Origin of the sequence: Variovorax sp. dw_308, assembly GCF_019207085.1 — a bacterium.
In the GTDB taxonomy this organism is placed as follows: Bacteria; Pseudomonadota; Gammaproteobacteria; order Burkholderiales; family Burkholderiaceae_C; genus Variovorax.
Map to the genome: position 1 here is coordinate 55,114 of NZ_JAATOM010000002.1, position 12,527 is coordinate 67,640.

Annotated in this window: 3 protein-coding genes; all 3 read left to right on the top strand. The window is 68.3% G+C overall.

Annotated elements, in window-relative coordinates; all coding sequences use genetic code 11:
* The first annotated feature begins 1 nt into the window (after position 1).
* Genes HCU76_RS03550 through HCU76_RS03560 form a run of 3 tightly spaced genes read left to right on the top strand, consistent with a single transcriptional unit; the run spans position 2 to position 12,525 of the window.
* The gene (locus tag HCU76_RS03550) at positions 2-11,080 is read left to right on the top strand and encodes a GAF domain-containing protein (RefSeq protein ID WP_218508499.1); all 11,079 of its coding nucleotides are present in this window, start codon (positions 2-4) and stop codon (positions 11,078-11,080) included.
* 46 nt (positions 11,081-11,126) lie between these two features.
* Complete coding sequence (locus HCU76_RS03555; protein ID WP_218508500.1) at positions 11,127-11,468, top strand: Hpt domain-containing protein; 342 nt, start codon at positions 11,127-11,129, stop codon at positions 11,466-11,468.
* Entirely contained in the window at positions 11,461-12,525 is a 1,065-nt protein-coding gene (locus HCU76_RS03560) for an adenylate/guanylate cyclase domain-containing response regulator (protein ID WP_213956577.1), read from the top strand. Before HCU76_RS03555 ends, HCU76_RS03560 begins: the two co-directional genes overlap by 8 nt.
* Positions 12,526-12,527: the final 2 nt, after the last annotated feature.

A 12,527-nucleotide genomic window follows, 5' to 3' on the forward strand; every position in this document is an offset into this window, starting at 1 on the left:
AATGCACAAGACCCTGTCGGGGCCAGCCTCGTTGGATGCGCGCCTGCTCGAGAGCGGCCTGCGGCTGGCCGGCTTGAGCCGCGAGGACGAATGGCGCAACGCGCTGTTCGATGAGGCCATGGCGCTCATTGGCGCACAGCGCGCGCTGCTGGTGCTCGATTGCGAGAACACCTTGCACATCGCGGGGGCGAAGCTGCCGGAGGGTGAAGAGGCAGCAACCCTGCTGGGCGCCATCGAGCCCTGGCTTGCCACGGCCCGACGCTCGCGCAAGCCCAGCCTGCGACACGGCCCCGAGGGCGCCGGTCCTTCCGAGCAGCGCTCCTGCCTGATCGCGCCCCTCGTCGACAAGAGGAACCTGCTCGGCTATCTCTACGCCGACATCGAAGGCACGCACGGACGTTTCGACAACACGCACCGCGACGCGCTCGCCCTGCTGGCGCGCCAAGCCGCCGCAACCCTGGCCGGCATCCGCCGCCAGGAGGCCCTGGAACGCACGCTTGCCGAAGGCGCCGACGCACTCGCGCAGCGCGCCAGCGAGCTTGCGCTCATCCACAGCATCCAGCAGGGCGTGGCAGCCCGCATGTCCTTCCAGGACATCATCAACCTGGCGGGCGACAAGCTGCGCGAAGTGCTCCGGTCCGGCGACATCTCCATCATGTGGCGCGACGAGAAGACCGGGCTGGTCCAGGCGCTGTATCGCTACGAGCACAACCAGCCGCTGCCCCTGCTGCCGGCACGCGCGCTGAAGCCGGGGGATCCGGTGACGCGCATTTTTGTGGCGGGCGAGGTGGGCTTGGCGAACACGCGCGCGGAGCAGACGCAGGCCGGCATGGGGCCCTCGCCGGGCACCGATTGGGCGCACTCGATCGTCGGCGTGCCCATCATCGGAACCGAGCGCGTGCTCGGCGCCATCGGCCTGCAGAACCACGAGCGCGAATACGCCTTCGGCCCGCACGAGATCCGGCTGCTGCAGACCGTGGCGGCGAGCATGGGCGGCGCCCTGGAGAACGCCCGCCTGTTCGACGAAACCCAGCGGCTCCTGAAGGAGACCGAGGCACGCAATGCCGAACTGGCCATCATTGCCGCGGTGCAGGACACGCTGGCCGGCGAACTCAACCTGCAAGGCGTGTACGACGCGGTCGGCGACAAGCTGAGCCAGGTGTTCCCGCGGGCCGACGTCGGCATCCGCATCTACGACGCCGCCACCAACCTGTTGCACTACCCCTTCATCGGGCGCCAGGGCGAGCGCTTCCGCATGGAGTCGATGGCGCCGACCGGCTTCGGCGCCCAGGTGCTGCGCACGAAGCGCATGCTGCTGGTCGACGAGAACCTGGAGGCCGAAGCCGTGAAGGCCGGCTCGGTCCGGCTGTCGTATCACCCCAGCTACCCCAAGTCGCAGGTGCTGGTGCCGCTGGTGGTGGCCGACAAGGCGGTCGGGATGATCTCGCTGGCCGACCTGCAGCACGAGCATGCGTTCAGCGCTTCCGACATCCGGCTGCTGGAAACGCTGGCCGGCAGCATGAGCGCGGCGCTGGACAACGCACGGCTGTTCGCCGAGACGCAACGCGCGCTGGCGCACCAGACCGCCGCTTCCGAGGTGCTGCAGGTCATCGGCCAGTCGGTCGCGGACACCGGGCCGGTGTTCGACAAGATCCTCGAATGCTGCGACCGCCTGTTCAATGCCTCTTCGTTCGGCCTGTACATGGTCGACGCGCAAGGGCTGCTCAACGTCACGCGCTGGCGCATGTCGAGGACCGGCCGCGCAGCGATCGGCGATGAGCGTGCGGATGAACTCGCCGTTCAGTTGCGGTCGGTCTACCCGCGGCCGCTGGCCGATACCTCCGCCGAACTCGCCTTCCAGCGCCGCGACCTGGTCGAGATCGCCGACGTGCTCAACGACCCGGACGCGCCGCCGTCCCTGCGCCGCAACGCGCAGATCGCGGGCCTCAACTACTCGAACCTGGCCGCGCCGCTGATGTGGGAAGGCCGGGGCCTCGGCATCCTCAGCATGCAGCGCACCGACGTGGGCCCCTTCGATCCGAGCGATCGCGCGCTGCTCAAGACCTTCGCCGAGCAGGCCGTGATCGCGATCCACAATGCGTGGCTGTTCGACGAGACGCAGGAGGCCCTGGCGCACCAGACGGCAGCCGCCGAGGTGCTGCAGGTCATCGGCAAGTCGGTCGCCGACACCGGGCCGGTCTTCGACAAGATCCTGGAGCGCTGCGAGCGCCTGTTCGACGCCAGCGGCTTCGGCCTGATGATGCTCGACGCCAACGGCCAGCTCGAACTGACGCGCTGGGTCGTCACGGCCGCCGGCCATGCCGAGATCGCGCAGGAGCGCATCGATGCGATCGGGCCGTTGATGAAGGCCAGCTACCCGATGTCGTTGGTCGGCACGGCCGCAGAGGCCTCTTTCCGCACCGGCGAACTGGTCGAATACGCCGATGTGCTGGGCGACCCGAATGCGCCGCAGGCGCTGCGCCTCTATGCCGAGTTCGTCGGCAAGAGCTTCGCCAACCTGGCCGCGCCGCTGATGTGGGAGGGCAAGGGCGTCGGCCTGCTCAGCATGCAGCGCGGCGAGGTCGGACCGTTCAAGCCCAGCGAGCGGGCGCTGCTCAAGACCTTTGCCGACCAGGCCGTCATCGCGATCCAGAACGCGCGGCTGTTCCATGAAACGCAGGAGGCGCTGGCCCACCAGACCGCCGCGGCCGAGGTGCTGCAGGTCATCGGCAAGTCCGTGCACGACACCGGGCCGGTGTTCGACAAGATCATGGAGTGCAGCGACCGCCTGTTCGACGTCAGTTCGTTCTCCCTGACGATGGTCGACACGCAGGGCCAGATCGCGCTCACGCGCTGGCGCATGACAGCGGCCGGCCGGGCCGTGGTCGGTGACGAACGCGCCGCGCAGCTCGGCCTGGCGATGCAGGCCAGCTACCCGATGCCGATAGCCGACACCTCCGCCCCCCTCGCCTTCCGCACCGGCGACGTGGTGGAGTTCCCGGATGTGCTGGCCGCTCCGGATGCGCCGCCGATGCTGCGCCTCAATGCGCAACGACTCGGCCGCAGCTTCGCCAACCTGGCCGCCCCGTTGATGCTGGAAGGCCGCGGCATCGGCGTCCTGAGCATGCAGCGCAGCGAGGTCGGGCCATTCACGCCCGGCGAGCGCGCGCTGCTCAAGACCTTTGCCGACCAGGCCGTCATCGCGATCCAGAACGCGCGGCTGTTCAACGAGACGCAGGAGGCCCTGCAGCGCCAGACCGGCACGGCGGAGATCCTGCGCGTCATCGCGAGTTCACCGACCGACGTGCAGCCGGTGTTCGACGTGATCGTGGAGCGCGCGGTGCAGTTGTGCAATGCGCGCATGGGCCGCGTCTACCGCTACGACGGCACCACCATCCACATGGTGGCCGTGGGCGGCGTGCACCCGGTCAAGCTGCGCAAGCTCAACCGCATCTTCCCGCGGGAGGCGGCGGACGACACCATCGCCGGCGTCGTCATCCGGTCCCGCAAGCCCTACTTCGTCAAGGACATCCAGCAACCCAACGACGTGCCGACGCTGTCGCTGCAGATGATCGCGTCGCTGGGCACCCGCAGCCAGGTCACGGTGCCGATGCTGCGAGGCGGCGAGCCCATCGGCGCCATCACCGTGGGCTGGGCCGAACCCGACGCCTGGGACGACCAGCAGGTGGCCCTGCTGCAGACCTTCGCCGACCAGGCTGTGATCGCCATCGAGAACGTGCGCCTGTTCAACGAGACCACGCAGGCCCTGCACAAGGTGGAGGAGCGCACCGCGGAGCTGACCGAGTCGCTCGAATCGCAGACCGCGGTGAGCGACGTGCTGCGCGTCATCAGCGAATCGCGCACCGACGTGATGCCGGTGTTCGAGGCCATCCTCGACTGCACGATGTGGCTCTTCGAAGGGCCCTCCTCCTCGATCTTCACCTACGACGGCCGCCTGGTCCGCCTGGCCGCGACGCGCAACTGGTCCCCGGAGGCGCTGGAAGCGGCGCGCACGATGTGGCCCGCGCCGCCCGACCCGCACCAGATGAACGGCCGGGTCATCCTCGAACGCCGCGCCCTGAGCAACGAGGACGCCTGGGCCGACCCGGACTACGACCGCACGCTCGCCAGCACCGGCAGCCGGCGCCGCATGATCGCCGCGCCGATGATGAAGGAGGGCGAGGTCGTCGGCGTGATCGTCACCGCCTGGCCGGAGCCCGGCAAGACACCGCAGCGGCAGATCGACCTGCTCAAGCTGTTCGCCGACCAGGCCGTGATCGCCATCGAGAACGTGCGCCTCATCAACGAGACGCGCGAGGCGCTCGACCGCCAGACCGCCACGGCCGAAGTGCTCAAGGTCATCAGCGCCTCGCCGACCGATGTGCAGCCGGTGCTCGACTCGGTCGCCGAGCGCGCCGGCCTGCTGTGCCGCGCCGAGGGCAGCCGGGTGTGGCTGGTGATGGAGGGCAAGCTGCGCGCCATGACCAGCTATGGGCCCGAGTACGCCGACGGCGCGGGCATGGAGTTGCCGATTCGCGGCGGTTCGGTCGCGGGCCGCGCGTTCATGCATGCCCGGACCGTGCATGTCGAGGACGTCGTGCCCCTGATCGACTCCGAATATCCCGATGTGCGGGAACTGCAGGCGCGCAACGGCTTCCGCACGGTGCTGGCCGTGCCGATGCTGCGCGACGGCCAGGCCGTCGGCGTGATCTCCCTGCTGCGCAACCAGGTGCATCCGTTCTCGCCGGCCGAGATCGGCCTGGTGCAGACCTTCGCCGACCAGGCGGTGATCGCCATCGAGAACGTGCGGCTGTTTAACGAGACGCGCGACGCCCTGGAGCGCCAGACCGCCACCTCCGACGTGCTGCAGGTCATCAGCAGTTCGGTGGCCGACGCCGCGCCGGTGTTCGACAAGATCCTGGAACGCTGCGAGCGCCTGTTCCGCAGCTCGGAGCTCGGCATCCTCACCATCGACGAGGAGCGGCAACTGCTGTGCTCGGCTGCCTATCGCGGCGTGTCGGCGCCGGCGGTGGCGCGCATCTTCCCGCTGCCGCTGCGCGACGAGCCGGTGCACCAGGCGATCCGCGAGAACCGGGTGCTGCGCTTCGACGACGTGATGCACGGCGCCGACACGCCCAAGGGCGTGCGCAACGTCGGCGCGATGCTGGAGATCGGCAACTACTCGCAGGTGTTCGCGCCGATGCAGTGGGAAGGCCGCGGCATCGGCACGCTCTACGTGATCCGCCGGCCGCCCGTGCCTTTCACAGAGCAGGAAGCCGTGCTGCTGAAGACCTTCGCCGACCAGGCGGTGATCGCGATCCAGAACGCGCGGATGTTCAACGAGACCCAGGAGGCGCTGGAACAGCAGAAGGCCTCGGCGGATGTGCTCAGCGTGATCAGCAACTCGGTGTCCGACAGTGCGCCGGTGTTCGAGGCCATCGTGAAGGCCTGCCAGCGGCTGTTCACCGGCGGCCACGCCATCATTTCGCTGGTCGGCGACGACGGCATGGTGCGCCACGAGGCGATTGCCGTCGCGCCGGGCGAGGACGGCCTCACGGCCGAGGCATTGCGGCAGGGGCTGGACAAGGGCGGCTATCCGCGACCGCTCGAACAGTCCTACCAGGCCTACCCGATCCGAAAGCGCCGGGTCGTGCACTATCCCGACATCGTCAACGGGCCGAACGTGCCCGAGGCGATGCGCCGCAAGGGACGCGAGGTCGGCAATTTCTCGATGCTGATCGCGCCCATGCTGTGGGAGGGCCAGGGCATCGGCACCATTCACGTCACGCGTTTTCCGCCGGTGCCCTTCAGCTCGAAGGAGTTCGACCTGCTGCGCACCTTTGCCGACCAGGCGGTCATCGCGATCCAGAACGCACGGCTGTTCAACGAGACGCAGGAGTCGCTGGAGCGGCAGACCGCCACCGCCGAGATCCTCAAGGTCATCGCCGGTTCCCCGGCCGACGTGCGGCCGGTGTTCGACGCCATCGTGCTCAGCGCGCGGCAACTGGTCGGCGGGCTGTCGGCGACCTTGCTGCGGCGCGTCGGCGATTCGGTCCATCTCTCGGCCTTCACGCCTACCACCGAGGAAGGCGACCAGGCGCTGAAGAAGTACTTCCCGGTGCCGGTCGACTCGGACTCCATCTACCGGCCGCTGCTCACCGGCCAACCGCTGCTGATGCAGGACATCGAGTCGAACACCGAGGTCTCCGACGAGTTGCGCGCATTGGCGCAGCGCCGCGGCTGGCGCGGCCAGGCCAACGTGCCGCTGGTGCATGAAGACGTGCCGATCGGCATGATCAGCGTGACCCGTGTCGCGCCAGGACCGTTCTCCAGCCACCAGGTCGAATTGCTCAAGACCTTTGCCGACCAGGCCGTGATCGCGATCCAGAACGTCCAGATGTTCAACGAGACGCAGGAGGCGCTGGAGCGACAGACCGCGACCGCGCGCGTGCTGCGCGTGCTGGGCGGCTCGATGACCGACACGCAGCCGGTGTTCGACGCCATCGTCACCAACTGCGGCAAGCTGCTGCACGACAGCCGCGTGGTGCTATGGCTGGTGGAAGCGGACGGCCTGCACGCCCGGGCCAGCAACGGCGGGATGCCCAGCCTGGTGCTGCCGGTGGACGACAGCAGCCCGGTCGGCGCCTGCGTCACGGGCAAGCGTGTGATCCACCTGCCGGACCTCGTGGCCGCGGTGGAGCGGCACCCGATGCTGCAGCAACTCGGCGTGGCCAGCGGCTTCCGCTCCGGCCTCTATGCGCCGCTGCTGCACGAGGGCCGCGCCATTGGCGGACTGGCCGTGCTGCAGAAGGAACCGGACGGCTTCGACGACAAGGACATCGGCCTGCTCGAATCCTTCGTCGGCCCGGCCGTGATCGCCATCGAGAACGTGCGCCTGTTCCGCGAGACGCAGGACGCGCTGGAGCAGCAGACCGCCACCGCCGAGGTGCTGGAAGTCATCAGCGGCTCGGTGGCCGACACGGGGCCCGTGTTCGACAAGATCCTGCAGAGCTGCGAGAAGCTGCTGAGCAGCAACGAGCAAGGCATCCTGCTGCTGGGCGCGGACGGCTTCGTCGAACTGGCGGCGCACCACGGCCCCGCCCTGCCGACGCTGCAGAAGATCTTCGCGACGAAGATTCCCTCGGCCGATTTCGAACGCGGCATCCGTGCGGGCAAGACGCTGCATTTCGTCAATGCACTGGACCCGTCGGCGCACTGGGCGGTGCGCAAGATCGCCCAGGCACTGGACATCGGCGCCTATTCGCAACTCGTCGCGCCGATGGCCTGGAAGGGCCAGCCGATCGGCTACCTCAACGTGATCCGCAAGCCCGCCACCGGCTTCACCGGCAAGGAAATCGCGCTGCTCGAGACCTTTGCCGACCAGGCGGTGATCGCGATCCAGAACGCGCGCCTGTTCCGCGAGACGCACGAGGCGCTGGAGCAGCAGACGGCCATCGCCGACATCCTCCGCGTCATCAGCAGTTCGCCCACACGGACGCAGCCGGTATTCGATGCCATCGTGCAAGCCTGCCAGCGCCTGTTCGAGGGCCGCGCGGTGGCGTTCTGCATTCCGCGCGATGGCATGGTTGAAACGGTGGCCTTCGCCGACGACGGCACGCGCGGCGAGCGCGAAGGCGGCTTCCTCAAGCCGTGGCCGCTGGACCGCGACAGCGCGGCTGGCGCCTGCATCATCGACGCGCGCCTCATCAACGTGGCGGACACGCGGGAAGGCGCCAGGGAGTTCGCCCGGATGAAGGACCTGTCGCTCGCGCTGGGCTACCAGTCGGGCCTGTTCGTGCCGCTGATGAAGGAGGGCCGCGCGATCGGCAGCATCGGCATCCTGCGTGCGACCACGGGCAAGTTCAGCGAGCAGGAAACCAAGCTCGCCAGCACCTTCGCCGACCAGGCCGTGATCGCCATCGAGAACACGCGGCTCTTCAACGAGACGCGGGAGGCGCTGGAGCGCCAGACCGCGACGTCCGAGGTGCTGCAGGTCATCAGCCGTTCGGTCAACGACTCCATGCCGGTGTTCAAGCGCATCCTGGAGAGCTGCGCCCGGCTGCTGTCGATCGAGGACGCCGCCATCTACCTGGTCAGCGACGACGACATGCTGCTGCCCGGCGCGCGCATGGGCCCGCTCTACGAGCGCGCGTTCCAGGCCTTGCCGCAGCCGCTCGGCAACTCGCTCACCGGCCGCGCCATCGCCAGGCGGCAGATCCTCCATTTCCCGGACCTGCTCGCGTCGGACGAAGTGCCGGAGCCGGTGAAGGCCGCTGGGCGCGCCGTCGGCAATGGTTCGATCGCCTTCGCGCCGATGATCTGGAACGACCGTGGCATCGGGTCGTTGTCGGTGGTGCGCGTGCCGCCCCGCCCCTTCACCGAGAAGGAACTCGGCCTGCTGGGTTCCTTCGCCGACCAGGCCGTGATCGCGATCCAGAATGCGCGCCTGTTCAACGAGACGCAAGAGGCGCTGGAGCGCCAGACCGCCACGGCCGAGGTGCTGCAGGTCATCAGCGGATCCATGGCCGATGCCAAGCCGGTCTTCCGCAAGATCCTGGAGAGCTGCCAGGGCCTGCTCGCCAGCGACGAACTCGCGACCATGCTGATCGGCGACGACGGCCAGCTCCATCTCGCCGCCGCCATCGGTCCCTATGGCGAGAGCCGCCACCCTGACGAGTCGCGCGCCTACGATGGCAGCGGCACGCAACTGGCCATCGACGATCGCTGCGTGCTGCACTACCCCGATGTCCAGACCGACCCCAGCGTGCCAGAGGCCCTGCGCGAGCTGACCGTGCAGGCCGGCATCCGTTCCCTGCTGCTCGCGCCGATGCTGTGGGAGGACCATGGCCTGGGCTCGGTGCTGGTCGGCCGCACCTCGCCCAAGCCCTACACCACCGTCGAGATGGCCTTGCTCAGGACCTTCGCGGACCAGGCCGTGATCGCGATCCAGAACGCGCGCCTCTTCAACGAAACCACCGAGGCGCTGGAACAGCAGACAGCCACCGCCGATGTTCTGCAGGTCATCAGCAACTCGATGGAGAACGCGCAGCCCGTGTTCGACAAGATCCTGGAAAGCTGCGAGCGCCTGTTCTCCGGTTCGCAACTCGGCATCTCGCTCAATGGCGGCGACGGGCAGGTGTACCTGGGCGCGCACCGCGGCAATGCGCGCGAGGTGCTGGAGAAGTACTACCCGCGACCGTTCGACCTCTCGCCCATCGGCGTGGCCATGGGCGGCACCGAGGTGCTGCACATCCCCGATGCGCTCGCCGAGCCCCACCTGCCCTGGTTCATGAGGGAGGTGGCGGAGCAGGTCGGCAACTTCGCGATCATGGTCGCGCCGCTGATATGGGAGGCCCGCAACATCGGTTCGATCCACGTCACGCGCGACCCGTCGGAGCCCTTCAGCGACAAGGAAATCAAGCTGCTGAAGACCTTCGCCGACCAGGCAGTGATCGCGATCCAGAACGCGCGCTTGTTCAACGAAACGCAGGAGGCCCGCGCCGCCGCCGAAGCCGCCAACGAAGCCAAGAGCGCCTTCCTGGCCACCATGAGCCACGAGATCCGCACGCCGATGAACGCGGTCATCGGCATGAGCGGCCTCCTGCTGGACACGCCGCTGGATGTCGAGCAGCACGACTACGTGTCGACCATCCGCGACTCCGGCGACGCGCTCTTGACCATCATCAACGACATCCTCGACTACTCGAAGATCGAGGCCGGCCGCATGGACATCGAGTCGCACCCGTTCGACCTGCGCGACTGCGTGGAGTCGGCGCTGGACCTGGTCAGCACCCGCGCGACCGAGAAGCACCTCGACCTGGCCTATGTGTTCGAGGGCGACGTGCCGGTGGGCGTGAGCGGCGACCTGACGCGGCTGCGGCAGATCCTGCTGAACCTGCTGAGCAATTCGGTGAAGTTCACCGAGCACGGCGAAGTGGTGCTGACCGTCTCGGCCAACGCCCTGCCCGCGGGCAAGGTCGGCCTCACCTTTGCCGTGCGCGACACCGGCATCGGCCTGTCGCCGCAAGGCATGAGCCGGCTGTTCCAGTCGTTCTCGCAAGCCGATTCGAGCACCACGCGCAAGTACGGCGGCACCGGCCTGGGCCTGGCCATCAGCAAGCGGCTGGCGGAGCTGATGGGCGGCACCATGTGGGTCGAGAGCGACGGCCCCGGCACCGGCTCGACCTTCTTCTTCACCGCCGAGATGCCCGTGGCGGAAATGCCGCCGAGCAAGCGGCGCATCTTCACCGGCGTGCAGGCCGAGTTGCAGGGCAAGCGCGTGCTCGTCGTCGACGACAACGCGACCAACCGGCGTGTGCTCTCGCTGCAGTCCGCCAAGTGGGGCATGGAGGCGCGCGAGACCGCATCGCCGCTGGAGGCGCTGCGCTGGCTCGAACAAGGCGAGCGCTTCGACCTTGCCATCCTCGACATGCACATGCCCGAGATGGACGGCACCGACCTCGCCCGCCGCATCCGCCCCAGCCACCCGAAGCTGCCGCTGGTGCTGTTCAGTTCACTCGGCCGGCGCGAAGTGGGAGCCGATGCCGAGTCGCTGTTCAATGCCTACTTGTCGAAGCCGATCCACCAGTCGCAACTGTTCGACACGCTGGTCGGCCTCCTCGCACACGAACCGGTGACCGCCAAGGCCGCGCCCACCGTCTCCGCCAAGCCGCAGATCGATCCGACCATGGCCGCGCGGCATCCGCTGCGCATCCTGCTGGCCGAGGACAACGCGGTCAACCAGAAGCTGGCGATGCGCCTGCTGCAGCAGATGGGCTACCGCGCCGACCTGGCTTCCAACGGCATCGAGGCGGTGGAATCCGTGGAGCGCCAGGCCTACGACGTGGTGCTGATGGACGTGCAGATGCCCGAGCTCGACGGCCTCGACGCCACCCGCCAGATCTGCGCGCGGCTGCAGCCCGGCGAGCGCCCGCGCATCGTCGCCATGACAGCCAATGCCATGCAGGGCGACCAGGAGATGTGCCTGGCCGCCGGCATGGACGACTACCTGACCAAGCCCATCCGCGTCGACAGGCTGGTCGAGGCGCTGAACAATGTTCCTGCGCGGACGGACCGATGATGCGCAACGCCGGACCGCACCACCCAACGACAAGGATGAGGGCTGAATGAGCAACGAGACCATCGACCAGGCCACCTTCGCCGAACTGCAGGAAGCCGCGGGCGCCGAGTTCGTGACCGAACTGGTCCAGACCTTCCTGGAAGAAGCGCCCGAGATGCTGAAGGAGCTGCGCGAGTCGCAGGCCGCGGGCGACGCCGACACCTTCCGCCGCGCCGCGCATTCGCTCAAGTCCAACAGCCTCACCTTCGGCGCGGTCAAGCTGGGCGCGCTGTCGCGCGACCTGGAGCTCGGTGGCCTGGCAGCCGCGCAGAAGCCGGAAGCCCTCGATGCGCTGATGCTCGAATTCCTGCGCGTCGACGCCGCGTTGAAAGCGCTGTGCCATGTCTGACCAGCACGCCCCGGCGGCCCGCCTGCTGGTCGCGGACGACAACAAGGTCAACCGCCTGCTGCTGACCCGCAGTCTCGAATTGCAGGGCCACAGCGTCAAGACCGCGGAGAACGGCCGCATCGCCCTGGAGATGCTGCGCAGCAGCCCCTTCGACCTGATGCTGCTCGACATGGAAATGCCGGAGATGACCGGCTTCGAGGTGCTGGAGCACCTGAGCGCCGACACCAAGCTGCGCGACCTGCCGGTGATCGTCACCTCCTCGCTCGAAGGCGTGGCCGACATCGTGCGCTGCATCGAACTCGGCGCCGAGGACTACCTGCACAAGCCGGTGAACGCGGTGCTGCTGAAGGCGCGCATCGGCGCCAGCCTGGAGAAGAAGCGCCTGCGCGACCAGCTCAAGGAAATGGTGCGCCGCTTCGCCACCTCCGAGGTCGCGCAGGACATGCAGCAATCCGGCTTTGCCTTGGGCGGCCGGCGTGTGCAGGGCACCGTCATGTTCTCCGACATCCGCGGCTTCACCGCGATCGTCGAATCGCAGTCGCCCGAGGAAACGATCGACCTGCTCAACACCTACTACACGCTGATGTTCGAGGCCATCACCAGCCACGGCGGCGTGGTCAACCAGATGATCGGCGACGGCCTCATGGCCATCTTCGGCGCCCCGCTCCCGCTGGCCGACCACGGCGGCTGCGCGGTACGCGCGGCGCTGGACATGGTCGAGATGGTCGGGCTGCTGAACCTGGAACGCACCGCAACGCACAAGACCGAGATCCGCATCGGCGTGGGCATCGCCACCGGCGAGATGGTGGCCGGCTACACCGGCACGCAGGAGCGCGCGACCTATACCTGCATCGGGGACACGGTGAACCTCGCTGCGCGGCTGGAGGCGCATACCAAGCTGGCGCAGCGCGCGATCCTCATCGACCCCGCCACCTGCCATGCGCTCGACGGGCGCATTGCGGTCGAGGCGCTGGGGCCGGCGCTGTTCCATGGGAAGTCGGCGCCGGTGGATGTGTATGCCGTCAAGGACGCGAATCTGGCTGCTGCGCCGGCATAGCG